The sequence below is a fragment of the Mucilaginibacter sp. PPCGB 2223 genome (genome assembly GCF_001705515.1).
Classification (GTDB): Bacteria; Bacteroidota; Bacteroidia; order Sphingobacteriales; family Sphingobacteriaceae; genus Mucilaginibacter.
In genome coordinates this window covers 766,174-790,868 of sequence record NZ_MDJS01000001.1, presented here as the reverse complement: position 1 = coordinate 790,868, position 24,695 = coordinate 766,174, and the positions used below count along the sequence as shown (strand labels likewise).

General features: G+C 45.2%; 21 protein-coding genes. 8 read left to right on the top strand and 13 right to left on the bottom strand.

The annotated features are described in order from the left end of the window. Positions 1–106: 106 nt before the first annotated feature. The 4 genes from BEL04_RS03165 to BEL04_RS03150 form a co-directional block, all read right to left on the bottom strand. Entirely contained in the window at positions 107–877 is a 771-nt protein-coding gene (locus BEL04_RS03165; protein WP_066000101.1) for a DUF4184 family protein, read from the bottom strand. 7 nt (positions 878–884) lie between these two features. After that, positions 885–1,229 (bottom strand): DHCW motif cupin fold protein, encoded by a 345-nt coding sequence (locus BEL04_RS03160; protein WP_066000098.1) that lies wholly within the window; start codon positions 1,227–1,229, stop codon positions 885–887. Further along, positions 1,226–1,828, bottom strand: a complete 603-nt coding sequence (locus BEL04_RS03155) for a GNAT family N-acetyltransferase (protein ID WP_066000096.1) — start codon at positions 1,826–1,828, stop codon at positions 1,226–1,228. Before BEL04_RS03155 ends, BEL04_RS03160 begins: the two co-directional genes overlap by 4 nt. A gap of 62 nt (positions 1,829–1,890) precedes the next feature. Then, on the bottom strand, positions 1,891–2,514 hold the full coding sequence (locus tag BEL04_RS03150; protein WP_066000094.1) for a hypothetical protein: 624 nt from the start codon (positions 2,512–2,514) through the stop codon (positions 1,891–1,893). A gap of 33 nt (positions 2,515–2,547) precedes the next feature. Here BEL04_RS03150 and BEL04_RS03145 point away from each other — a divergent pair, with 33 nt between their 5' ends. Next, positions 2,548–2,769, top strand: a complete 222-nt coding sequence (locus BEL04_RS03145; protein ID WP_066000091.1) for a YdeI/OmpD-associated family protein — start codon at positions 2,548–2,550, stop codon at positions 2,767–2,769. Between the two features lie 5 nt (positions 2,770–2,774). After that, positions 2,775–3,176, top strand: a complete 402-nt coding sequence (locus BEL04_RS03140) for a DUF1801 domain-containing protein (RefSeq protein WP_066000090.1) — start codon at positions 2,775–2,777, stop codon at positions 3,174–3,176. Between the two features lie 38 nt (positions 3,177–3,214). Here BEL04_RS03140 and BEL04_RS03135 read toward each other — a convergent pair whose 3' ends face one another. The 6 genes from BEL04_RS03135 to BEL04_RS03105 all read right to left on the bottom strand — a co-directional run bounded on the left by BEL04_RS03135 (position 3,215) and on the right by BEL04_RS03105 (position 10,798). Further along, positions 3,215–5,125 (bottom strand): DUF294 nucleotidyltransferase-like domain-containing protein, encoded by a 1,911-nt coding sequence (locus tag BEL04_RS03135; protein WP_066000088.1) that lies wholly within the window; start codon positions 5,123–5,125, stop codon positions 3,215–3,217. Then, on the bottom strand, positions 5,122–5,820 hold the full coding sequence (locus BEL04_RS03130) for a 3'-5' exonuclease (RefSeq protein WP_066003399.1): 699 nt from the start codon (positions 5,818–5,820) through the stop codon (positions 5,122–5,124). The genes BEL04_RS03135 and BEL04_RS03130 overlap by 4 nt, the downstream gene beginning before the upstream one ends. Positions 5,821–5,918: 98 nt before the next feature. Beyond that, positions 5,919–6,464 (bottom strand): hypothetical protein, encoded by a 546-nt coding sequence (locus tag BEL04_RS03125; protein WP_066000085.1) that lies wholly within the window; start codon positions 6,462–6,464, stop codon positions 5,919–5,921. A gap of 285 nt (positions 6,465–6,749) precedes the next feature. Continuing rightward, complete coding sequence (locus tag BEL04_RS03115) at positions 6,750–7,292, bottom strand: DUF4142 domain-containing protein (RefSeq protein ID WP_066000081.1); 543 nt, start codon at positions 7,290–7,292, stop codon at positions 6,750–6,752. Positions 7,293–7,353: 61 nt separating this feature from the next. Then, the gene (locus tag BEL04_RS03110; protein ID WP_254659521.1) at positions 7,354–8,034 is read right to left on the bottom strand and encodes a ThuA domain-containing protein; all 681 of its coding nucleotides are present in this window, start codon (positions 8,032–8,034) and stop codon (positions 7,354–7,356) included. Between the two features lie 175 nt (positions 8,035–8,209). Then, the gene (locus tag BEL04_RS03105) at positions 8,210–10,798 is read right to left on the bottom strand and encodes a phosphoenolpyruvate carboxylase (protein ID WP_066000076.1); all 2,589 of its coding nucleotides are present in this window, start codon (positions 10,796–10,798) and stop codon (positions 8,210–8,212) included. A gap of 175 nt (positions 10,799–10,973) precedes the next feature. Here BEL04_RS03105 and BEL04_RS03100 point away from each other — a divergent pair, with 175 nt between their 5' ends. The 4 genes from BEL04_RS03100 to BEL04_RS03085 all read left to right on the top strand — a co-directional run bounded on the left by BEL04_RS03100 (position 10,974) and on the right by BEL04_RS03085 (position 15,318). After that, positions 10,974–13,172 carry an FUSC family membrane protein gene (locus BEL04_RS03100; protein ID WP_254659520.1) on the top strand — a complete coding sequence of 733 codons (2,199 nt, stop codon included), beginning with the start codon at positions 10,974–10,976 and terminating at the stop codon, positions 13,170–13,172. Positions 13,173–13,245: 73 nt separating this feature from the next. Continuing rightward, complete coding sequence (locus tag BEL04_RS03095) at positions 13,246–13,593, top strand: YciI family protein (protein WP_066000069.1); 348 nt, start codon at positions 13,246–13,248, stop codon at positions 13,591–13,593. Positions 13,594–13,675: 82 nt separating this feature from the next. Further along, on the top strand, positions 13,676–14,035 hold the full coding sequence (locus BEL04_RS03090) for a YciI family protein (RefSeq protein WP_066003398.1): 360 nt from the start codon (positions 13,676–13,678) through the stop codon (positions 14,033–14,035). A 50-nt stretch (positions 14,036–14,085) separates the two neighbouring features. Next, positions 14,086–15,318, top strand: a complete 1,233-nt coding sequence (locus BEL04_RS03085) for an RNA polymerase sigma factor (protein WP_066000068.1) — start codon at positions 14,086–14,088, stop codon at positions 15,316–15,318. A 456-nt stretch (positions 15,319–15,774) separates the two neighbouring features. Here BEL04_RS03085 and BEL04_RS03080 read toward each other — a convergent pair whose 3' ends face one another. Then, a complete protein-coding gene (locus BEL04_RS03080; protein WP_066000067.1) occupies positions 15,775–17,127 on the bottom strand; it encodes a PhoH family protein in 1,353 nt (450 codons plus the stop codon). Between the two features lie 150 nt (positions 17,128–17,277). On the opposite strand from BEL04_RS03080, the gene BEL04_RS23940 reads away from it, so the two are divergent. Next, a complete protein-coding gene (locus BEL04_RS23940) occupies positions 17,278–18,135 on the top strand; it encodes a GH25 family lysozyme (RefSeq protein WP_175403987.1) in 858 nt (285 codons plus the stop codon). 45 nt (positions 18,136–18,180) lie between these two features. Here BEL04_RS23940 and BEL04_RS03070 read toward each other — a convergent pair whose 3' ends face one another. Further along, positions 18,181–18,393 carry a hypothetical protein gene (locus tag BEL04_RS03070; protein ID WP_066000064.1) on the bottom strand — a complete coding sequence of 71 codons (213 nt, stop codon included), beginning with the start codon at positions 18,391–18,393 and terminating at the stop codon, positions 18,181–18,183. A gap of 1,623 nt (positions 18,394–20,016) precedes the next feature. Between BEL04_RS03070 and BEL04_RS03060 the strand changes: the two genes are divergently transcribed. Then, positions 20,017–20,850, top strand: a complete 834-nt coding sequence (locus BEL04_RS03060) for an oxidoreductase (protein ID WP_066000062.1) — start codon at positions 20,017–20,019, stop codon at positions 20,848–20,850. Between the two features lie 73 nt (positions 20,851–20,923). Here the strand turns inward: BEL04_RS03060 and BEL04_RS03055 are convergent, their stop codons facing one another. After that, entirely contained in the window at positions 20,924–24,664 is a 3,741-nt protein-coding gene (locus BEL04_RS03055) for a glycosyl hydrolase (protein ID WP_254659519.1), read from the bottom strand. Positions 24,665–24,695: the final 31 nt, after the last annotated feature.

The window sequence follows — 24,695 nt, the reverse complement described above, 5'->3', positions numbered from 1 at the left end:
TATGATCTTGGGGCTACTTCTTATCGTTTGGGGGGTTGCCTTTTACATGTTTAGCCTCGATAAAAACCGGTTGGGATTTATGCGCAGGTTTACCCGCGACAAAACACTAATATTTTCTTCGTTCGGGCTGGTCGTGTTCGGCTCGATTATTTTGTACCAGGTACTTTTTAATTAAGATCACCGGCACCAAAATTATCCCGGCTATGAAACCTGAAAGAGTGGTCACTATCAGGTCAGGGTACTGTACATTATTTTCAAACAATATCCGCAAGATTATCGTCGCAGTCATTACCACGCAAACTGCTATCCAGTAATTGTAATTGATCTTGCGCATCACGGCTGGCAATGGCTTGAGTGTAAACAATACGGTTAATATAATTGCGCCTCCTGCCAGTGTGCTTAAATGTTGCACAACCTTATAAAGCGGCAAATGTACGCTCATTATTGCAACTACCCTTTTCATTCCCCATCTCACCACAAAATAACCGTTGAGGTGCGTAAAGCTATCCCAAAACAAATGGGATGCAGCGCCTGTAATAACAGATACGACAACGACAAGCATGTGCCCTCTGGAATACTGGTTCCAGTTGACACCCTGATAAGGTTTAAGACGTCTGTATAATGGCGACGGCAAGCTATCAATAAAACCGTCGCGGACAATATTGTGATAAACATAGCACAATATCAGCCCTAACGGCAGATCAAACCAGAGCAAACCCAACCAGGTATGGCTGTAAATGCTTAGTATCTTCATCCGTATAAAATACTCAAAGTCGGGCACCACGCTACCGGTCACCAGGCCGGTTAACGAAACCCACCGTTTCGACAGGTATCTCAAAGGTAAAACAATTGCAGGGTGGGCGAAAGTTAGCGGCATTCTGTATTTAAGTCAGCTTTAAAAAGTCCCCGTCGATGATCAGCAGTTTTACGCCGTTTCTGGAATACGACCGGTGTGTGCTCAATTCGTCGGACACGATATAGGTCATCCCTTTGGTCAGGACAAAGTTTTCGCCATCTATCATCTCGCTTATAAACTCTCCTTCAAGGCAATGCAGGATATGGCCCTTTTTGCACCAATGATCAGCCAGGTAACCGGCAGAATATTCCACCATTCGTACCCTTAAACCATCGTATTGTAAGGTACGCCAAAACGCTGTGCCGGTTTCGCCGGGATGTTCGGTCGGTTCTATTTTGCTCCAGTCGATCGTTTGAAAATCTATATGGCTCATATTAATTTAGCTTTCAATACTTCCTTTACGCCACTCTCCCATTCCTGTTTCAAAATACTTAAAACAATCGAATCGCGTCGCGTGCCGTCGCGCTTGATGCCGTTGCTGCGCAAAACGCCTTCAACGGTGCAGCCAATAGCTTTCATGGCAGCTATACTGCGCGAGTTGGCGTTATCGGCCCTGAACTCTACACGTTCCATCCCCAACTCTTCAAAGGCAAAACCCAATAACAGGTATTTGCAATGCCTGTTCATGCCAGTACCCTGAAACTGCTTGCCGTACCAGGTATAGCCCAACTGCAGGGTTTTATTGTTTAGCTGAATATCGTAAAACCGCGTTAGCCCGGCATAGGCATTCGCCTTTTTATCAAAAACAATAAAAGGATATTCGGTTCCGGTATCCCTTGCGGCTAATGCCCCTTTAACATAGTTTTCCATATTCTCCCGGCCTGCGCCGGTAATGCTCGAGTAGGTCCATATATCGGGCTCATTCAGCGAAAACGGCATCAGGTACTTAATATCACCGGCCTCAAGCGGACGAAGCAGAACGCGATCATCTTCTAAAATGTATTTTTCGGCCGGGTTAAAGGTTGCGCGCATGAGTTATAAAGTATCGTTCGGTTAAACCTAAGTATAAGTAAGTTTGTTAAAAATCTGAATAGCTAATCTGCTTTCCAACCATTTGTAGTTTTTGTATATCCAAAGGTATATTCTCTACCCGTTCCACACCAGTCAGCATTTTCTATCCATTCTCTTATAAACAGCCTTTTGGTATGTTCATTGTATTGCGGGTATGATATACACATATATCCATAACCAAATTTTTTATGCCAGGCTTTTAATCCGGTAACTTCCAGATGATGATTGTGTTTAAAGATATTATCATTAATCACAATGGTATTTCTTAATAATTTACTGTTCCAATTAGCATGTTCATTGATAAAGATACCAGCATGTTCAACCACTATGTCGGGTGGATAATACTGTTTTGTGGTATCTCCCAAAAATTGAGCAGTAAGCCTTGCTTCCTCACGTTTATAAATCATTTTAAAATCACGACCAATTAAAGGGTGAATAAATATTTTACGCTTTGTAGGTAACGTATCAAGCCTGGGCAAGAAATAATTATTCATGAAATTATACGCCCCGGCTGAATCTAATGGCTTAAAATCGGCCTTTATCCTTATCTTTTCCAATGTATCGCGCAGTTTTTCTTCACGAATTTTGTCGGCTGAATTACAACTGATGCAAACGATGATAAGGAGCAATATGAGAACCTTTTGCATATCGCTAAACTAATTATTTATATTTATACTATTATGCTGAAAAAAGGAGAACATATTGAGGGCACACCTGCCGAGCTGCAAGTTTTACTGGAAGGGGACGCCGAAGCTAATGCATTTTTTGAGACCCTCTCAAAATCGTACAAGCAAGGCTATTGCGATTGGGTTGGCTCGGCTAAAGCCGAAGAGACCCGTAAGGTACGTGCAGGTAAAGCCCTGACCATGCTGCGGAACAAGCAAAAGACACTTAAAACCTGATCAAAATGAGTATCGATGAGCATTTATCCCATCAGGATCCGCAACGCCAGCCTTTGCTAAGGGCATTGCATGAAACGATCCTGGCTAACGACCCGACCGTTACAGCTACCATTGGCAAAATGATGGGTAAGGAAATGATATTGTATAATTGCGAGATGTTCAAATACGGCCTGGCAAGCGTTAAAGATTATATGTCGCTGCATTGTATGCCGATTTATATGAATGCCCCCATGCATGTTAAATATGAGGCATTGTTACCTAATGCTAATTTTCAGAAAGGTTGTATTAATTTTAAAAATGAGGCCGAATTGCCGCTTGCCGTTGCCACCGAACTAATTACCGATTGTGCCAAAATCGATTTGAAGGCAATTATGGAAAAATACAGGGCTGAACGGAAGAAGAAATAAAAATCAGCCTGGCCCGCCTCCATCGAAAGGAAAGCTTTTTATCCCAGCAAACTACCGGTAAACTCCATCCTGATCTTAGCCTGGAAGCCCTCGATGGTTTTAAAGATCTCTTTAAGTGTTACCTGCTCAATTTTGGTAAGCGATGCCGGGTCGATGTAGTTGTCAGGCGCAGTATTATCATGCATTATCTGCGATGCCTGGTTTCGCAAGCGCATGCCCATCAGGTAATAGTACGATTGGATCAACTCGTGATACGCCACATCGGTAAACACGCCTTTGTCCTTCAATGCTTTCAGGCGTTCGCCGGTATTGACATCAAAAATTCGGTTCTTAAGGGCATAAACCCGTGCCAGGTCGACAATCGGTGTCATGGTGCGTTTAATATCGAACACCTCCTGACTGCCTTTGGTGAACGTTTTTATTTTTTTGAAGAAGGTAAGCGGCGGTTCGTACTGAAGCGCATTTTTGGCCATGTGGAAGAAGAGCTTTTCCATCGGTTTTTGCAGTTCTTCATCCAGGAAATCCTTGAGCTCTTTCATGATCGATTCTTCGCCGTAGATAGACCGGCAATCAAAAAAGGTCGAAAACTTGATCACGCTTTCGGGTACCGACTCAGCCATCCAACTCATGTAATTGCGCTTCCAGTACGATAAGGAATGCGTCCACTCGGGGTTTTGCGCCATGAAGCCGCCGGTACAGTAGCTAAAACCGATGTAATTTAACCTGTAGGATACCACACGGGCAAATTCAAGAAAATAAGCTCTTACCTCTTCGCGGTGTTCGTTAGCTTTATCCTCGTAAATAATGGCATTATCCTGGTCGGTCTTAAAGGTCTGTTCTTTTCGCCCTTCGCTGCCGAGCACCATAAAAACAAATTTGGCCGGGGGCGGGCCTTGCTGTTCTATCACGCCTTCTATTACTTTTTGTGCGATGGTGTCGGCTACGGTGGTTATTACCTGGTTCACAATTTCGGCATGCACGCCTCTGCCCAAAAGCTGGGTGACAATTTGCGGTACGGTTTCCCATTTGCGTTTCAACTCATCATCCGACAGGGCGAGCTTTACCGACTGTATGAACACCAGCGGCGACTGCGCCTGCTCGCTCAAAAGCTTGGTACGGCTGATAAAGCCATCGTATTTACCATCTTTTTTAATGAGCAGATAGCGTGTTTTGGTACGGAACATCATCAGGATGGCCTCATAAACATAAGCGCCGGCATCGATCGACACGATGGGATTATCCATGATGGTACTCACCGCCGCGTTTGCATCAGCAAGCTTGGCTATTACGTTATCTCTTAAAGTAATATCCGTTACATAGCCGATAATATTGTTTTCGCCGCCATCGTTCACAAAAATACAGCTGATCTTATGCGCGGCCATTTTTCGTGCTGCTTCATATATCGGCGTATCACCACTGCATGAGATCAGTTCGCGATATTCGATACTTTCAATCCGGCGCGAGTACAATTGCTCGGAAGCTATATAGCTTTCCTCAAAAGTAGCCGGGCGTTTAAAAAAATGCGCAAAATCATCGTTCAGCATACGTTTGCCAAACTCCGAGGTAAAGTATTGAAAAAAATCGTCGTACGTTTTACATAACACCCTGAAGTATTTGCGGTGCAGGAAATAAACGATCGTGCCCTTTTTTGCAATCACCGTACGAATGGATTGTTTGCGGTTTACCAGTACGGATATGCCGCCATAGCAATAGCCCTTGCCGTGCACTTCCAGTAACCGTTTATTTTGCGCGCTGTCGTAAAAAAACGACTCGTATTCGCCTTCGGCTATAATATCAATACCGCGCATTTTGGTGATCTCCTGCTGGTAGATAACCGTATCCTTGCTATAGCGTATTTCCTGCAATTGTTCTGCTATCTCCTCCAAAACATTTTCGGGCAAAATGTTAAAAGGTTCGGCGCTCTTTAAAAATTCGATCCTGCTATTCATAGCCAATAAATAATTAAAGCCATAAAAATTAACATCACTAATACGGGCACTCCACAGCCGCCTTTTAGCACCGGTTTCTGCAAACGCTCACGCTCAATTTGTTGCCGGGTTATCTTATCATCGTCGATGGCCTCTGTACGTTGCAGTTCAAAAAAGCATTCGGCGGTAGCCAGCGCATCCGTCATAGCGTTATGCTGGTTGCCCAATGGCTTATTAAACAGCAGCTCGTACAGTTCGCCCAGCTTCAGATAGTGCATCTGTGGGTTACGGACCATATTTTTGGTAGCCAGCATAGTGCAAAACATGGGCAACCTGTTCATGGGTTGCTCCATCTCCACCCTAAAAAAATCTACGCCGGTAATGTGGTAATCCAGTTCGACAAAATGCCCTACTACCAGTGGTTTGTATTTTTCAAGATCCTGGTAAAGCAATTTCATAACCTGCTTGCGCGAATCGCCGTGCTGCGATAAAAATTCGGCGCTCAAACCATGTATCTTGTAGGCTTGCTTACTGATTGCCAGGTCATTATTACTGACATAATGATCTTCGCGCTTTACTTCACGCCGGTGTTCATCATAAATTACCCACGAAACCTGTACAGCAGTGGGCCAGTTGGCGTTATCCGCATAAGGCAGCTTCCAGTTTTTGGGCAGGCCCGATGTTTCTGTATCGATAAACAGCGTATATTTTTGCACGGCTAAAAATAATACTTTGAAGCCAATAATTGTCAAGTTTGCCTCCAAACAAAAAAGGCCTCCTTTTGCAAGGAAGCCTTTTATCTTAATTTTACCGGTTAAAGTTTAAAACCATAGGCTATACGCAAGGCTGCCATGCCATAGTTATCGCTTTGGCCGCTAAAATTCTCGTAACGTACACCTATATCCAACCCACCGGCATTAGCATAACCTACACCTGGCGAAGCAATGAATTTGGTATTTTTACCATAATTTGTTTCAATACCGGCACCAAGTTCACCGCTGAAATAGATGTTCTGCCCGGCAAAAACTTTTAAACCCGCTTTGATAGGTATAATACCTAAAGCATCTGGTTTATAAGTAGTAGCGCCAACGGTATATTGTTTAGCAAATACATTGTAATAACCGGATGTTAACATGAACGACAGATTTGACCGGGTATCATATTGCAATCGGGCGGTACCTCCTAAAGCAAAGTTCGAGAAGTCGTGTAAATTTCCCGTTGGAATAGCGCCTTCAACACCTATGCCTAAGCGCCAGGTATCACCAGGGTTTGAGGTTGTGGTTTGAGCGTTTACATGTGATGCGAAAAGGATGGCCACAGCTGCAAATGCCGAGGTGATCCATTTTGTTGAATTTTTCATAATCGTTGTTGTTACTGAATAAAATCTGATTTTTTTACAAAATCGATAGTGTCAGAACAAAAACGTTACCATTTTTGCCAAAATCGGCAAAAAAAGCGCTTAATCGGCTATCAGTCAATACTTACAAAAGACCATTTTAACCGTATAAAAAATCTGGATTTTTTAAAAAGTGTAGCCAAAGCCGTTCAATTTTGTACCAAGCTGACGACACATTTCTCAATTTTTAAAGGCATAAAAAAAGCCCTCCATTTCGGGAGGGCCTTTGAAATATCTTTTAGCAGACCATTATTTTAAAGATGCCTGTACTTTTTTTGCTTCTTCAAGATGCTTTTCTATTTTATCGCTCCAGGCATCGGCTACTTTCCTGATCGCTGTATAGTTACTTTCTTTATTTTCTTTAAACAACTCGGCAGCTTCTTTGTGGCCATCCACCATCAGTTCGATATAAGCTTTGTCAAATTCGGCGCCGGTTTTTTTAGCGAGGCTGTCTAAAACTACCTTATCCTCATGATTTACTTCAGCTACTACGGTAACAAACTTTTGTTTTGCCAGGCTGTCTACATCGGCGCCTAAAGCTGTATGGTCGGTTATCATCATATCTGCAAAAGCGGTAACCTGGCTGTTGGTCGAGTTCTTTTTGGCTATTTTTGATGCTTCAATCTCGGTTAAACCAGCCTCGTGCGCTGTTCTGATAAAATTCAAACCATCTGCATTAACTTTAGTTTTTGAGGTATATGAGTTTCCTCTTTCTTCGGTACATGATTGTACTGCAAATGCAGCGAACAAAGCAATAACTATGACATTTAGTTTGGTGATATTAGATTTCATTGAGCTGTTTTTAATTCTGCGTCAAAATTAATTAAATATTGCATTTAGCATATAGGCAAGTTTACTTTTTTCGGCCCAGGGCGTATTTAATGCCGGCAACTACGTGCTGTTTAAAGAGAGGGTCGGTTGTATAGTCTTCTTTGGTGTGACCAAGGGCGGTGTAAAATACCCGGCCCCCTTCAAAGTTCTGATACCAGGATATAGGATGAACATCGCCGTTTTCACCTCCGGTATAGCTTTTCTCGTCAACAGTGATCAACGTTTTAATATCAGGGCTGATGTCTTTAAAATTATACCACTCGTCGGTATGCTGCCAGGCAGGAGGCAAGCCCTTGGTAGCTATATGCGGCTCGTTGGTTACATGTACAGTAGCCTGTTGTATTTTGGGGTGTTTGGTAAAGTATGCCCCAACCAGTTTGCCATACCATTCCCAATCGTACAGGCAATCGGTAGCTGCATGTATACCTACAAACCCGCCGCCGTTATGTATATATTTTTGCAATGCGGCTTTCTCTTCATCGTTAAAAAAGCCGCTGCCGGTCGGACTTAAAAATATAACCGCCTTATATTTTTTCAGGTTATCATCAGTAAATTTTAACACATCGGTAGTGGTATCGGTGTCGAAATTGTTTTCAATGCCCCATTGGGTTATTGCAGTGATCCCGTCGGCGATACTGGCATGATGATAGCCTTTTGTAAGTGAGAAAATAAGCACTTTATCCTTGGTTTTTTCCGCTTTCACTATTGAAAATACAAAAAATAACACAATTATAATCAGGTATTTATATTTTTCCATCTCACTTAAAAATTAAAGTAATTACTCCGATTGTTTTACGGCTGATACTTTGGGGTTAGTCGTGTAAAAACTGCACGGCTAACCTAATTGGCCGGCATGAAACTAACAAAAAATTTGATCATTAAGCTAAATTTCTGCCTGCATTAACAATGCCATATACCGTGCGGATGATCAGCTTGTTATACACCGGGTAAAACGGATCGTCATGCGGCAGGGTATTCAATTGCTGCAGGGCAAAGTGTTGCAGGATAACCAACGGCAACACGATCTTTTCCCGGATCGCAATCGAGCGCCTTTCAACCGGGAACTCCTGCATCAGTACGTTACTGCCTGTCAGTTCCAGCAGCAGGTCGCGGGTGAGATCGAATTCGTTTTTCAGCATCTTCCAGAAATCGCCAAAGGTTTTATCATTTTCCAGGTAAGCAGTGATCCGGAAATCCGACTTCGACATCGACATCATACAATTGTCGATCATCGTACGGAAAAAACCGGATGCTTTATATAACTCTTTCAAACCATCCCACTGGCCTTCGTCCTTCATCTGTTTCAGGGCCGTGCCCATGCCATAAAAGCCAGGTATATTTTGCTTTAACTGGCTCCACGAGGTTACGAAGCTGATGGCGCGCAGATCTTCGAGCTTTAACTCTGATGTAGTATTGCGTTTGGTTGGCCGGCTGCTGATATTGATACCCGAAAGCAATTTAAGCGGGCTCATTTTTTCGAGATATTTTAAAAATAAGGGATGATTACGCAGCTCCATAAATGCTTCGTGGCTTACCTCGGCCATTTGCGAGATGAGCGCTTTGTGGCTGTCGTCGAGCAAATCGTTATTGTCGGGGTTTAACGCCGAAACTATACCCGCGTTAACCAGTTGCTCCATATTAAAGCCCGCGGTATCCAGCGAACCATATTGCGAACTTACTGTTTGCCCCTGTACGGTGAGCTGGATATGGTCATTTGCAATTTCCTTGCCCATCGACGAGTAGAACCTGTGCGTTTTACCACCACCACGCGATGGCGGCCCACCCCTGCCGTCGAAGAACGCTAAAGTGATATTGTGCTTCTCCGACATAGCAGTCAATTCGACCTTCGCTTTATAGATCGACCAGTTGGCCATCAGGTAACCGCCGTCTTTAGTACTATCGCTAAAGCCGAGCATAATGGTTTGCTTGTTGCCGCGTTTTTGCAAATGCTCCTTGTAGAATGGATGTGTGTATAATCTTTCCATTACTTCGGCGGCGTGAGTTAAGTCGTTTACCGTTTCAAACAGCGGCATAAAATCAACGCTCAGCTCATCTTTCTTCCATCCCGACCATAAGAACAGGTTCATCAGTTGCAGGATATCCGAGGCTTGCTGGCAGTTGCTGATGATAAAACGCTGGCAGGCCTTCTCCCCGCTCCCTTTCTGAATGTCTTTCACGAGGCGTATAGTGCTCAGGGTATCTTTTACCATCGCGTCGGCATCATCCAGCGGGTTGTAATTAATCTCTGTAAACTGGATGGCCTTTAGCTTTTCTTCCTCGCTCATTTCAAAGTACCCGGGATTGACCAGGTTCTTCAGCGAGTTATTTTCAACACAGTACTGGTGCACGCTTCTTAGTACCCGGCTATCCTGCCTGATATCCAACGTGGCAAAATAGCAACCAAACAGTTTAACCTTACGGGCTAAACCATCTATTAAATCAACAAAAAGTGAGTAATGATCTTTTACCAAAACATTTTTCACTTCATCTAAAAGAGACAGTATTTCATTTTGCAGGTTTTTAGGCTTCGGATCGTTATAGGCGTCATCATAAAATAAAGCTTCAAGCTTGCTCATTGGTTCACCCACGCCACGGAAGGTGATACGTTTCTTCATAGCTTTAAACTCGCGGTAATAACACCTGAAAAGCAGTTTGCGCAGGTGCGCCGAAACAGCCTCGGTACTTTGTACGGTTACGTTAGGGTTACCGTCGCGATCGCCTCCGGGCCAAAAACCAAGCTCAATAACCTGATGATCGCCTTTACCGGTCAGGTCGAACTCTTCATCCAAACGGGTTTGAATGGCCGCCGCCGAAAAATAGAAGATATTTTCGAGGAACCAGGCCAGGCTGATAGCCTCATCAACCGGGGTTGGCGATGTTTTATTGAAGAAAGGCGTTTTACCCAACTGCTGCAAAAGCAGGTTGATGGTATTGATATCGTCGTGCTTTAAGGCTTCGCTCAAATCGGTCATGATACCTAATACCGGCCCGGGGTAAAACTGTGTAGGGTGTGCGGTTAAAACCAGTCGTAATGTAAAATCTTTGATTTTTTCGCTGATGGTCTGCCGCAGTTCTTCGCGGCCAGATGATGCGGTTTGTAATAAACTTTGTATCGTACCGCCATCGTCGTCATGTCCTAATTTGTTAAATGCGGCATCCTCTATCGAATCGAACAAAACCACCTGACGTTCAATATATTGTATAAAACGGAACAGGCGGTTCAGGCGCTCTTCCCTGTCGATATCGGGTACATATTTTTCAAAAAAAGTACGGATAATATCCAGTGGGGCTAATTGCTCTGCCGCGCCTTTTTCGCAATGCGAACTAAAAAAAGGCAGCAGGATACCGGTATCCTTTACCTGGTAAAACGGCAAGGTTAAAAACAAGCTGTTATACAACTCAAAGCGGGTTACAACTTCCTGGTTAAACGCGGTTTCTTTCTGGCTTAATTTCAAATCGGAAGTCATATAGTTTGTTTTGCTTAGTGTAATGTTTACGCCTTTATTTCAAAAGCTGAAAATAGTTAATTTTGTTATAATACAGCCACAAAAATGAAAAAAATCTACTAACTCTGTCTGTTTTATATTAAAGTAGTAATTTTTGGTTGGCTGTTATTCTTATAGCCGCTTTGCATATCTTCGTATGCCTGATCATATGAACCGCCAAACACGCGCCATACAAAGCTTTTTTTACAGCCAGTACTTTTCCGACGGGCTGCGTATCACACTTGGTGTGTTGCTGCCCTCTCTGATACTTTGGCAATTAGACCGCTTTGAGCTGGGATTAACACTTTCGTTAGGCGCACTTTGTGTTAGTGGTGCTGATAACCCCGGCCCGGTAATGCATAAGCGTAATGGCATGCTTATTTGCAGCGGAATGATGTTTTTGGTAGCGATTATAACAGGCTTTGCCCGGTTGGATGTGTATACGCTCGGCGCCGAGATCGTAGTGCTATCCTTCTTCTTTTCCATGTTCACGGTGTATGGTAACCGGGCGGCATCTGTTGGTACGGCCTGCCTGCTCATCATGATCCTGATGATGGAAAAGCAACTCAAACCCAACGAAGTATTGGGCTACAGTACAACAATACTGGCAGGCAGTATCTGGTATACGTTGCTAAGCATCACTTTCTTCAGCATCAGGCCATATCGCGCAGCACAACAGGCATTAGGCGAAAACATATTGGATGTAGCCAAATTTCTGCGACTGAAGATCGACTTCTATCATCCCGAAACGGATATCGACGAAAATTACCGTAAAGTAGTATCGCAGCAAATACATGTTAGCCAAAACCAGGATGCCGTACGTGATCTGCTATTTAAGAGCCGCATACTTGTAAAAGAGTCGACCAATGCCAGCCGGATACTGATACTCACTTTCGTGGATCTGGTGGATATGTTCGAAGAGATCATGGCTACGCATTACGATTATAATGTGCTTCGCGAAAAATTTGCTTCAACGGGGGTTTTAGATGATATCGCTACCCTGCTGCTGCACATTGCCGACGAACTGGATAACGTCGGCTTCGCCATACAATCAAATACCAGGTACAATCATTTAAAAGATCTGAACCCTGAGCTTGAAGCGTTAAAAGCAAAGATTGATGAAATAGGCGCCAACGATAAAGAAGTAAGTAACCTGGTGCTCAAAAAGATATTGATCAACCTGCGTAACCTCAATCAAAAAACGGTTAATATTTTCAATTACTATAATTCAAAATCGGCTGCCTTGTTGGAGAACCGGAGCGATGTGGAATATTCGCGCTTTGTTACCCACCAGGATTACGACCTGCAGTTATATGCCGATAACCTATCCTTTAGTTCTTCGATATTTAAACACTCGTTGCGGGTGGCCCTGGTGTGTTTGGTCGGTTTTATCACGGCCAAAACAATGCCGCAACTGCCTTACAGTTACTTTACTGCTAAAGCCGTAACACAGGGCCATCACAGCTACTGGATATTGCTTACCATTATTGTCATCCTCAAACCGGGTTTCAGTTTAACCAAAGAGCGCAACTTTCAGCGGCTAATGGGCACCATCAGCGGTGGCATCATCGGTATACTGATCTTAAAATTTATCCCGGGTTCAACCGCGCAGTTTATTATCCTGATGGTGCTTATGGTTGGCGCGTATAGCTTTCAGCGGTATAATTATATCGTCAGCGTAATTTTGATGACGCCTTATATTCTCATCCTCTTCAAATTTTTAGGCGTTGGCCATGTGGTGGAAGAGCGCATCGTAGATACGTTCATCGGCTCTATTATCGCGTTTATAGCCAGCTATATTATCTTCCCGATATGGGAGTTCGATCAGATCAAAAAAAACCTCGGCGATGTATTGGTGGCCAATGTGAGTTACCTGCTTAAAGTAGCCGAAACTTTTTCAGGGAAAGCAGTCAGCATAACCGAATATAAACTGGCCCGTAAAGATGTCTACGTATCCTCGGCTAACTTATCCGCCGCTTTCGAGCGGATGACATCCGAACCTAAAAGCAAACAGCGCCATATTAAAGAGGTTCATAAATTTGTGGTGCTGAACCATATTTTAACCTCGTACATCGCCAATATCGCATCCAATCTGATCAACAAGCCAAAACAGGTAGTACAGCCGGATAATCTGCGCCTGGTCAGGCGATCCATTAATATGCTGGCCGAAACTTCGAAAAAACTGGAGCAAAATGCCAATCTGCCTGCCGAGATCAATGCGCTCCCGGTTTTACCGGCCGATATCCAAAAGCCGGAAGTAACTTTAGATAGTCACTTATTAAAGCAGCAGTTGGAGTTTATTACCAAGGTAAGTACCGATATTGCTAAAATTACCGACGCCATTTTAGAAGATTAAAAATATTGCAGACCTCTTGTCCAATTTGAAGGCAGCCAGCCGTCAATGATGTATAAAACAAAAATTAAACATTATGAAAGACTTTGTATTGATTTTCAGAGGCGTAAACGACGATCCCGCCAATCAGCTATCGCAGCAGCAAATGCAGGACATTATGACCAACTGGCAAAACTGGATGGGTGGCATTGCGGCTCAAAACAAACTGGCAAGCAGGGGTTATCGCCTGGGCGACGAGATCAGCACCCTTAAACCCGGCAATGTAGTTACCGATGGCCCTTATGCCGAGATCAAAGAAATGCTGAGTGGCCTTATCGTAGTAAAAGCCGACTCGCTTGCCGAGGCTAAAGAGATTGCCAAAGGTTGCCCTATCTTACAAATTAATGGCAGCGTTGAGGTACGCAGTGTTATTGTAATGGGCTAAATCCAACTATTTTTGCAAAACGTTGTCCAATTTGGATTTGGTCGATCGTCAGGCAGATATTAAACAAAAAAAATTAAAGATCATGAAAGACTTTGTATTGCTTTTCAGAAACGCAGGCGAACCGATGAACACGCTATCGCCCCAACAAATGCAAACCCTGATGACCGACTGGCAAAACTGGATGGGCAGCATGGCCGCACAGGACAAGCTATCCAACAGTGGTTATCGCCTGTCGACCGAGGGTAATACCTTAAAGGCCAACAATGTAGTTACCGATGGCCCTTATGCCGAGATCAAAGAAATACTGACCGGTGTTACCATCATCAAGGCCGATACACTGGAAGAAGCCAACCAACTGGCCAAAGGCTGCCCTATTTTAAAAGTTGGCGGCAGCGTTGAGGTACGCGGCGTTATTGTGATGAACATGGACTACAATAAATAATGTAGCAACATACTAAAGAGCCTCTTAGCAAATTAAGAGGCTCTTGTTTTATGCAAAAAGAGAAAGAGCTTATACCGCAGCTGTATCGTACCGAGTTCAGGAAACTGGTTTCGGTATTATCGCGCTCGTTTGGTTTGGAGCATATTGAGCTGGCCGAAGATATTGTAAGCGAAGCTTTCCTCACAGCTGCCGAAACCTGGGGTATTAAAGGCATACCCAACAACCCGGTGGCCTGGCTGTACACTGTTGCAAAAAACACGGCTAAAGATCAGCTTAAGCGCCATAACCTGTTCGAAGGTAAGATCACCACGTACCTGCAGCAGGATCATAACACTGCTTACGAAACCGAGATCGACCTCTCTACCCAAAACATCCGCGACAGCCAGTTGCAGATGATGTTTGCCATCTGTCACCCGGTCATCCCGCCCGAGGCTCAGATAGGCCTTTCGCTGCGGATACTTTGCGGTTTCAGTATCGACGAGATTGCGGACGCTTTTTTAACTAATAAGGAAAACATCAACAAAAGGCTTTTTCGCGCCAGGCAAAAGCTCAAAGAAGCGCGTATCGCCATCGAAGTGCCGCCGGTTACTGAGATCGACAAGCGGATAGAAACCGTACTCACCACTGTTTATTTGTTGTTTAACGAAGGCTATTATTCGCAATCGCACAACGCCATTTTGCGCAGGGACCTTTGCCTCGAGGCTATGCGGCTTAATTATCTGCTTTTAGAAAACCCGGCAACCAATACGCCTGCCGTTAACGCGTTAATGGCCTTGATGTGTTTCCACTCCTCGCGCTTTGACAGCCGGTTAGACGAGCATGGCGAAGTAGTGTTGTACGATGACCAGGACAGCAGCCTGTGGAACCAGGAGTTGATAGCCAAGGGCAACTATTACCTCAATATGGCTGCCCGGGGCGATACACTGAGCACCTATCACCTGGAGGCAGGCATCGCTTACTGGCATACTAACAGATCGGCCGAAAAGTGGCAGCATATCTTACAGTTGTATAACAAGCTGTTACAACTCAGGTACTCTCCCATAGCGGCGCTTAACCGTACTTATGCGCTTTACAAGGTTTACGGCAAAGCCGCTGCTATCGCCGAGGCGGAGAAACTAAAGCTCGATAACAGCCACCTGTACCATTGCCTGCTGGGTAATTTGTATACCGATGAGGATAATCAAAAGGCAATTGAACATTACAACACAGCAATAAAACTTACCAAATCATCTGTTGACAAAAAAGCTATCAGGAAGCAGATGATTAAAATAGGCACGCTCTAAATCATTGTGCGCTCATATCCTCTTGAACCTAACATCTCATACGGCCGCAGGTCATATCCGTGGTAAAGCTAATTTTCAATAACGACTATTGATACTCAATATTTTAACGAAATTTTATTGGCATATTTTTTGTTGAATTTCTACTTTTTTAACAGAAGGTTAAAAATACAACATAAACAAATCCACAATGAATCAAATACATTGTCGCAATTGCAGATCAAACCGTGTTAATATTATTACCGGCGAGTTGAGATTACTCTTTGGGATGATATCAGGTATTGCCGGCGCGATATTATTGTATTTTACCATTAAACACTCAATCTGTATTATCGCGGCGTTACCTTTAAGTCTTTTTTCACTCTATTGTGTTTGTAAATATAAATATAGTAAAACGGTCAAATGCGTTTGCCGCAAATGCAATCACCAATTCTTTTACAGTTTGAGATAAATTTTAGCTTACAATAACTCCGTAGCCAAATTCGCCAGCTCGCTCCGCTCCCCTTTTTGCAGGGTGATGTGTGCGTAAAGCGGGTGGTTCTTGGCTTTATCTATCAGGTACGATAAACCGTTACTTTCGGCATCCAGGTACGGGGTATCTATTTGGTAAATATCACCGGTAAAAACAAACTTGCTGTTTTCGCCTGCGCGGGATATGATGGTTTTGATCTCGTGCGGCGTTAGGTTCTGGGCCTCATCAACAATAAAAAAGATCTTGGTGAGCGTGCGCCCGCGGATGAACGCCAGCGGCGCTATAGCTATCTTATCATTGGCCACCAGTTCGTCGATCTTGGCCTGCATTTTTTCATCCTCGTTAAACTGGTCCTTAATAAACTTCAGGTTATCCCAAATGGGCGCCATATACGGGTCGACCTTTGATTTAACGTCGCCCGGTAAAAAGCCGATATCCTTATTGCTTAACGGTACAATCGGCCGGGTTACATAAATCTGCCTGAAGTTTTTACGCTGCTCCAGCGCGCTTGCCAGCGCCAGCAGGGTTTTACCCGTACCGGCGTTACCTTGTATGCTCACCAGTTTAATATCGGGGTTTAGCAGGGCGTGTATGGCGAACGATTGCTCAATATTTTTAGGCTGGATATTAAAAACCGGCTGCTCAACCACCTCCTCTAAGCAGCGGGTATGGCTGTTATAAAATGCCGGTACCGACTTGCGTTTACCATGCAAAATATAAAAGTGATTGCTTTTCAGATCATCGCCCGCATTTATCGCCGCTGCATCCAAACTGCCTGTTTTGCTAAGCTGGGTAAGCAAAGTATCGGCAACCTTATTAATGGTAGCTTTGCCGGTATAAAGGGTTTCGAGGTTTTTTATTTTGCCCGTTTCATAATCTTCGGCATGCAGGTTAAGTGCCTTGGCTTTCAGCCTTAGGCAGATATCCTTCGATACCAGGATCACCTTTTTATCCGGGTTTTCATGCTGCAGGCTAAGCGCAGCGTTTAATATCCTGTGGTCAACCTTATCATCGCCAAAAACCTCCTCGGCATCGGTATCGGTTTTTTTATCTACAACAACCTTAAAATGACCTTTGTTAGCGCCGTTTAGCGGCAACCAATGACTAATGAGGTTATTGTGCGAAAAATCGTCCATAAGGCGGATGAAACTCCGGGCCTCGAAATTGCGGTTGTCGTTACCGCTCTTCATGTTGTCGAGTTCTTCTAAAACCTGTATCGGGATGGCAACATCGTGCTCGTGGAAATTTTGGAAAGCGTTATGATCGTACAATATAACCGATGTATCCAGTACAAATATCTTTTTCCGCCCATTGCCCTTAGTTTTACCCTCTTTGATCATAGGGTTAAAAGTAGAAATTTTGCATCAAACGCAGATAGTATTTTTTCTATTACACCGGCTGCGGCATCAGGCTATCGCGGCTGTTTTGCACTAAATATTATTGCAATTTGTATTAAATATAACTATATTTATAAATATCAATATGTTTTTATGATGAACACGCTCAAATTGGGCTCGACCGGCCCCGAGGTAGTTATGCTACAGCGCGCCCTTGCTTTTTTAAACCACAGCAATATCGTTGCCGATGGCAACTTTGGGCCCAACACACAGGCCGCGGTTGTACAGTTTCAAACCCATAATCATTTAACGGCCGATGGTGTTGCTGGGCCCAATACATGGGCGGTGCTGGATAGCCAGGTACCGCAAGGCATGGATATCTCTCACCACGATGGCCAGATCGACTGGGCCAACCTATCTTCGCACATCCAATTTGTTTATTGCAAATGCAGCCAGGGAGCAACCTACCGCGATCCGATGTTCGCAGCGAATATGGCAGCGTTAAGTCAAAAAAATATCATCAGGGGCGCTTATCATTTCCTTACCTTTCAGGATTCTGCCCAGGCGCAAATAGATAATTTTATGGCTTCGGGTGTTGATTTTTCGATGCCGGGCACCTTGCCGCCGGCTTTGGATATCGAATGGCAGGTTGGGGGTAGCGATGCCCAAACAGCGGCGCTTAACCAATATATAACAAATAACAAAGCCGCCTGTGCGCAGATCATCACCCAATGGCTGCAGGGTGTTCAGGCTATAACCAACCGTACCCCGGTTATTTATACGGCGAAAGGGTTTTGGAACGAATATTTTAGCGGTGTTACCAATTTTGGCGCCTACCCTTTATGGATACCGGCTTACCAGCCTAACCCGCCGGGCCTGCCACCCGGCTGGAACAACTACGCTATATGGCAATATTCGGGCGGGAGCCCTGTTATCGGCGCACCGGGCAATGTAGACCAGGATTTGTTTAACGGCGGAATAACCGGCCTGAAGAAACTGGCTTTGCTGTAGTACGATAGGTGAAATAGTAATTTGGAAGTTTTTGAACAGCAACGATTAGGAATAGTAAAAATTCTTGGTATGACCGTTAACGCCTGTTTTGCCGTTAGTAAAATATACGGCGGTTCCCTTTACAGATTTAGTTACCAGGGTAGCTTCGTGATAACTTGGCGACACTCCGCTTCTTACCCTGTTTTGACTTATTAAAGTTATTTCGGGCATACCCCAACTTTTTTTGACAGCGCCGCAATTGTTTTCTAAGCTTCTCATTTTGTTTCGTTTATGATGCAAATTTAACTATAAATAAAACAAGAAAAGCAGATATACCAATGTATTTATAGGCAAGTGTTAACAATGATGCGTCTGGCAGGATTAGTATGGCAAAGTGGGGCCTGGAGTAAGATTGCCCTAAAATGGAAAACGGGAGGCCGCGTCTTTCGATTTGATCTCCCGTTTCCGGCTTACAGTCTGCCGTAGCTTTCCGTAAGCAGCAAGCTTTTTGTTACCATGACCATGATGCGACCTTTTCGCCGTTATTGCTAACACCGCTGTCCGTCATCTCTTACTCCCCTCTTGTTCCCCTTTGCAGGTTATGTTTCCGGTTCGTAATACCCTTTTTGTGACATCGCCGCATTCATTTTTACTTTCCCTTTCGGGACTCTCTTTTTCCTGCTGCGACTTGATGATATTTCCTTTGATCTTTAGTTCGTCCGAAAACTCCCCCGATTCAATTTCTTTATCTTCTGTCAGGCTGCCAAAGTACGTCGTTCTTGTTGATTCTAATATATGGTGATATTTAACATCCGTCAATAAAAATCTGCCTGTTTTTATAAACAGGTTATCAACCTTTTATCGTTGGTTATCCACACCAAACTTTAATGATTTACCGGTTCAGTAGTGCGCAGCTGTACATTATTGCTTTGTTTTAAAACGATATCAACACTGGCATAATTCACAATTTGGTTAAGATATTGATAATCTGAGCATGAGTAAAACGCCTATTTTTGCAAATCCTACAAAAATTTGAGTTAAGATGCGGTGGAATTTGGGTTAAATCTCCATTATGTCATTGCGAGGAAGAGCGTGAAAGCAGTGATGACGTGGCAATTTGGGAGGACAAGTTGCCGACTTTTCTCAGGGATTGCTTCGTCCCTCGCAATAACATGGAGTAGAATAACTACGGGTGGAGAGTTTACAAGCAAAGAGAGAATCTTCTTAAAAAGCGAAAACGGAAGACGTCACTTGCGATCTGTGCTTCCGTTTTCCAACCCTGAGATTGGCCGTGGCCTCCCGCAGAGCATCAAGTTTTGTGTATCCTTAACTGTTGATCCGATCCTTCGCCGCCCTTGCAGGTTTTGCGATCTGTCGATCTTACGTCATTTCTGCTTCTCTCCGTAAAGTTTGGCAGCAATGCTGTATTGCCTTTGTCGACATCGCACACTCATAAAAACCTCTTACGAAGCTTCTCTTATTGAATGCGACTTGAATCTCTTTTTTGGGGTTTAGGTTTGTCCGAAAACGCTCCGTTTTCCAATGTCGATCTTCTGTCAGGCTGTCAAAGTACGTCGTTCTTGATGATTCTAAGATAGGCTGTTATCCCACCTTTGTCAACAAAAAAATGATGCTTTTTGTGAACAGGTTATCCACCTCAAATTCAACGTTATAAACATCTCGCAGCGCAGCAAAACGATAAAATTTGAGCGGTATGGCAGCTTTATTGCTGTTTGGGTAACAGATATTAACAATCTGATAATCAACACCCGAGGCCATACCGGGGCAAAATCAACCTTAAAAAATTCGCATAATCATCCAATCCTGATTAAATATTAATGAATTTGGCCTGACAAACAATTTAAACGGATACTTTTACTTTGCGAAAAAACTACAGATAGCATGAGTAAAGTATGGTTTATAACAGGCTGCTCCACCGGTTTTGGCCGCGAGTTAGCTAAAGAAGTATTGGCTTTGGGCAACCGTGCGGCCGTTGCCGCGCGCAATACTGCCGATGTGCAGGATATTGTTGCCGGTTACCCGGATACGGCCATCGCTGTAAAGCTCGATGTAACCAAACCCGATGAAATAAAAGCCGCCACCGAACAGGTTAAACAGAAATTTGGCCGTATTGATGTTTTGGTGAACAACGCCGGCATAGGTTATTTCGGCGCGATAGAAGAGAGCGAGGAGGCCGAGGTGCGCCGCATGTTCGAGATCAATGTTTTTGGGCTGGCTAATGTAACCAATTCGGTACTGCCGATTATGCGGGCACAGCGCAGCGGCCACATCCTCAACATTGCCTCGATAGGTGGTTTGGTAGGTTTCCCGGGAGTAGGTTTTTATAATGCGACTAAATTTGCGGTGGATGGCTATTCGGAAGCCTTAAGTAAAGAAGTAGCGCCGCTGGGCATCAAGGTGACCATCATCGCGCCAAGCGGTTTCCGTACCGATTGGGCCGGCCGTTCGGCCAACAACAGCCCCATCACCATCCCCGATTATAAAGATACTGCCGAAGCGAATAAAAACGCCATCCGCGGTTACAGCGGCAAACAACCCGGCGATCCTGTACGCGCCGCAAAGGCCATTGTAAAAGCGGTGGAATCAGAACACCCTCCACTGCGTTTACTGTTGGGCGTAGCAGCGCTAAAAGGAGCCCGCAACAAACTGGAGCAATTAAAAAAGGATTTTGACGCCTGGGAGGATACAACCAGAGGTGCTGATTTTCCATTATAGTGAGTGGTGAGTGGTCAGTAGTGAGTCGTTATTAATCTTTAAGGGACTTTATCAATTCACCACTCACCAACCTTTAATTCTGCCCTATTTCAACCGCATTCTTGGCATTTTCGATGATCTTCACCGGCCCCATTAAGCCGGCAGGCAACAGTCGTTTGTTTTCGAGCCTGTAAGGCGCGGTTGTCGAGGTAACGCGTTTGTTTTCGGGCAGGTTATGATCGCCTATCAAACGGTTGGCCCAGGTATTGGTTACCTCTACCTTCAGCACATTTTTACGATCTTTTAATGCTTTGGTAATGTCGACGCGGTAAGGCGGGGTCCACACGGTTCCGCAATGTATGCCGTTAACGGTTACATCGGCAATGTTGTACAAGTTACCCAGGTCGAGCCACACCCGGCCGTGCGAAAGGGTGTAGTTCCATTCAAAATTCTGCGTATACACCGCTGTACCCGAGTAGTTGATCACTTCGGGGTAATCGCTTTTACTCCAGTCGGTTAGGGTGGTAAATACCACCGGCTGTTCGGGGCCGCCAAGTTTAGGGTCGAACTGTACGCTCCATACGCCGTTTAGGGCTTTTATGGTGCGGTATTCGGGCCAGTTGGCGCCACGGTTGTTATCTTTTGATGATGGTTTGCGCAGCACGATGAACACCGAACCGTTAGGGTGAAAATTTAGCGTAAAATTGGTACGGCCGTTCTCGTGGCTCCAATCGTTCAGTTGGTAGGTTTCGCCGGTCATGGGGTCCCACAGCTCGGGTTCTTTATCGGATACGCGCAGCGAGATATTTACCGTGCGTTCGATATTTTGTTGATTAGCAATAAAATAGATATCAAAATCTGGAGCGGTGCGGTGCGTCCAGGCAATATCGGGCACATAATTATCCAAACTATCCGACGGGATGATATCCTGTTCGATACCCAGGCCATCAAACGTATCTTCTTTATAAGGCGCCTTGATCACCCTGCCCCAGTATTTTGGTTTAAGTACTGATGATAAACCCGGCGAGCCTATCGGCTGCCCGTTCATGATCACGGTGGCGCCATCACTAATGAGCTGTGTTAATTTATCCTGCACCTCGGGCGACATTAAACTGCCGCCATCAGGCGACATTTTGGTTGAACCGGGTATGATGAGCGCGCCATAGCTTGCACCACCCGGCAATTCGATGCGGCCGTTTTTAACTGTGGCCAAACGTAACAAGGCATCGCGGTTAAAGCTGTCGTAAGTATATCCTTTCAGCGGGTCGACCCAGTTTTGCGGCTCGGCCATATTAGCCGATGAGGTAACACCATCCGGGATGACGTGCATGGGCTGGCCTTCGTTTTTTAAACGTTTAGCTTCGCTCTCCACTACATCGTCGCCAAAAATACCGGGCAATATGTTTACGAGCCTGTCGGGTAGTATTGCCCTTCGCGGGGTTTCTTCGCCTGTAAATACGGCTATATCGGCCACCTGTTTACCCATTTGCAAAAGGGTTTGGCAGCGGGCAAGGTAATCAACAAAGGCCTTGCCGGGTTTCCACCAGGTTTGGTCGCGCTGAAAATACAGGCCAACGCCATCCAGGGTCATACCCGGCTTTTTATCGGGCCAGGGGTTTTGGTTAAACACATGTAATACAAACTTGTTGATGCCTAAGCCAAAATTACGGTCGGCCAGCGTTTTCAGCATACCGGGGTGCTCATCCCAAGCCATGCGTACCTCGGTAAAGGCTTCGGCCTGGATAATGTTCTTACCATAGATATGCCCGCCGGCAACGGCATCCAGAATATCGTTAGGCTTATCGTGCGTAGGGCTGCGCAGCCAGAACTCGCCCATCGGCAAGTCAACCTCCTTATAATGCAGCATGCCATCGCCGACCATAGTCGGGGCCGTAGATTCGGCGCTGAACTGAAAGCCTTTTTCGTGAGCCAGGGTAGCCATCGTTACATAAAACTTATCTACCAGCAATTCGCTGATGGTTTGGCGTACATCGTGCAAAAACTTTTCGGATACGTCGGCGCTTTGTACCGGTACACCGGCCATTGCGGGCAGGTATGGCATCATGTCGTAACCACGACGTTTTTTAAATTCATCGGCAAATACCGGCGACCAGTTCTGGCTGCCGCACTCCCAACTATCCACATGGAATATCTTCAGCACCCGTGCGGCCAGGTCGAGCCCGGCTTGCTTAACCGCTTCGCCAAACCAGCTGTTAAATTGCAGGCGGACAGCTTCGGGGTTAAATTTATCGCATTCTAAGCCCCTGCCTGCCCCGCCGGTTTCGTTCATATGCCCGGTCGAGGTATTACCCATGCGTAAAATAACCCACTGCCCGTTCGGCACGGTCCAGTTAAGTCGGCCCCTCGCGTCGAGGTACCTGGTAATGTCGATGATTTTGTTTTTAGGAACACATGCTGCGTCGGGTATCTCGGCTGTTGTAGTACGTTTAGCTACGCGCCAAACTTCGCCGTTTTTGCCCTCAAACTGGTTAATCCGCGCTTCGGACGAAAGCTCGATGCCGGTAAGCTTTAAGTTTGGCTTCCATTTGGCGGCTTCCAAGTCTTCTGCGCCGGGTTCGGTACCGTTCTTATCGTATACAAAGCGGTAATACATAGCCGTAACGGGCTTAATTGCGTAGGTATTAGGCGCATCGCTATCCTGCCAGCCGGCACGGGGCGGTTCTAACTGCGTATACCGCCTGAAGGTGCGTCCGTCATCGCTCACCTCGATAATGAGGCGCTGCGCCTCGTAATTGCCGCTGCTTGGATGAACTGTTAGCGAGCGGCAAGTAAAAGGCATATCAAATGCGTACTGTATCCAGCAGGCCGAATCGCTGCTAAAGCTTTTGCGGTTACCCGGTGTTGCTAAAAACTGTACATCAGCGCCTGCTTTATTGGTGGTAATATGTGGTTTACGATTTTGTGTATTGGTTTCCTGGCCAAAATCCAACGGGTAAGCGTAAACTGCGATATCCTTGTAATAACCGTTGGTGCTTTGTGGTTTCGGCAGGGTGTCGTTAAACATGGTATTACCCGGCACCAACACCTGCGACCAGACTACTTTCTGCATCGACATTTCGGGTGTTATCCAGGGCCCGCCTGCAACAGCAAAACCATCGCAATCGTGCATGGCCAGTTTAATGCCCAGCCTGTCGGCCTCGTTCATGGCGTATTTGACCATCTGCCACCATTGAGGGGTTAGCTGAACCACCGGTGGATTAACCAGCGGCTGGTTATTCTGCACGCCTTTAATCGTCATCAGATAAGCGCCGCCGATGCCGTTATCGCGCATGGCCTCTAAATCGGCAGTGATGCCGGCCTGCGATACTGCAGCTTGGTCCCAATACCAGAAAACCCAGGGCCTGGCACCTTCAGGCGGGTGCTGAAAGGCATTGCGCATATCCGAATTATCGGTTACATACTCGAGGTCGTTATGCTGGGTTTCGGTATAATGCATCACCCTGAAATGCTCCTTAACATGATGGCCGTGTTTATGCCGCGACGATGAGCCTGAACTATGCTTCCCTTTTTTTGAATTTTTACCGTGGCTTGTGCTGCTGTGCGACGACTTGCCCTTACTGCTGCCTGCAGTTTTTTTATGGCTACCGCCTGATGAGTTATGACTTGATTTTTTGCCTGAACTTTTTGAGCTGCCCGACGGCTTTTTGCCTGGTTTTTTATGCTGTGCCCCAGCCGGCTGAACGCCCATGAGCGCACATACTAAAAACAAAACCAGTAAACGAAAGATGTATTTATAGTTAATTAATGGCTGCATAATTGGTTGTATACCTTTACCCACCACCGGCTTGGCCCGGTTTCCCTTTTCGGCCGCCAATATATAAAAAGTATCGTTAAATGGTTAAAAA